Source organism: Moorena sp. SIO3I6, assembly GCF_010672095.1.
Genome location: NZ_JAAHHU010001455.1, coordinates 1 through 1,259, shown reverse-complemented (window position 1 = coordinate 1,259; position 1,259 = coordinate 1). Strand labels below are relative to the sequence as shown.

Genomic DNA, 1,259 nt, shown 5'->3' with positions numbered 1-1,259 from the left:
GGAAATCCAAGTTACTGTCGGTGTCTCTGGTACTGGTGGTGGATTCAAGAAGTTTTGTGCTGGAGAAACGGATATTTCCAACGGCTCCCGTCCGATCAAAGAATCAGAAATAGAACTTTGCAAGAAGTCACAAGCAAATCACCCGTAACCGCAGGTTAGTAGCGGTAGGGTTTATTGGTGTGTTGGTATTGGGGACAGTTGCTTCAACGGTTTTTGGATTGGAGTCTCGTAAGCAGGCGAGAAAGGCAGAAGAAAGTGAAATTAAAGCCCTGAATCAATCTTCAGAACTCTTGTTTACCTCAAAGCAAGCCTTTGATGCTCTAAAAGAGAGTTTAAGGGCAGTAGGAAAACTCCAAAAGGCAAAAAGGGTAAAAGGTGATACTAGAATACAAGTGATCGCTAAGTTGCAGCAATCTCTCTATGGCGTCAACCAGTATAATAGCCTGGATAAACATACTGATACTGTCACTAGCGTCGCCTTTAGCCGAGATGGCCAGACTATCGCTTCTGCTAGTTGGGACAACACCGTGAAACTATGGAATCTACAAGGCAAACACCTGCACACCCTCACTGGACATAGCGAACCTGTCACTAGCCTCGTCTTTAGCCGAGATGGCCAGACTATCGCTTCTGCTAGTTTGGACAACACCGTGAAACTATGGAATCTACAAGGCAAACACCTGCACACCCTCACTGGACATAGCGAACCTGTCACTAGCCTCGTCTTTAGCCGAGATGGCCAGACTATCGCTACTGCTAGTTTTGACAACACCGTGAAACTGTGGAATCTCAAAGGCAAACCCCTGCACACCCTCACTGGACATAGCGAACCTGTCACTAGCGTGGCCTTTAGCCGAGATGGCCAGACTATCGCTACTGCTAGTTGGGACAACACCGTGAAACTGTGGAATCTCAAAGGCAAAGACCTGCACACCCTCACTGGACATAGCGAACCTGTCAATAGCGTCGCCTTTAGCCGAGATGGCCAGACTATCGCTTCTGCTAGTTGGGACAAGACTGTGAAACTGTGGAATCTCAAAGGCAAAGACCTGCACACCCTCACTGGACATAGCGCAGATGTCACTAGTCTCGCCTTTAGCCCAGATGGCCAGACTATCGCTACTGCTAGTTTGGACAACACCGTGAAACTGTGGAATCTCCAAGGCAAAGAACTGCACACCCTCACCGGACATAGCCAATATCTCATAACCGTCGCCTTTAGCCCAGACGGCCAAACTATCGCTACTGCTAGTTTGGAC

1 protein-coding gene and 1 pseudogene are annotated in these 1,259 nt (G+C 48.3%); both read left to right on the top strand.

What is annotated here, in order from left to right:
* A pseudogene (locus F6K49_RS50210) lies at positions 1-130 on the top strand (substrate-binding domain-containing protein); the annotation flags it as partial.
* A 58-nt stretch (positions 131-188) separates the two neighbouring features.
* On the top strand, positions 189-1,259 hold a 1,071-nt coding region (locus F6K49_RS50205; protein ID WP_293110335.1), incomplete at its 3' end, for a WD40 repeat domain-containing protein.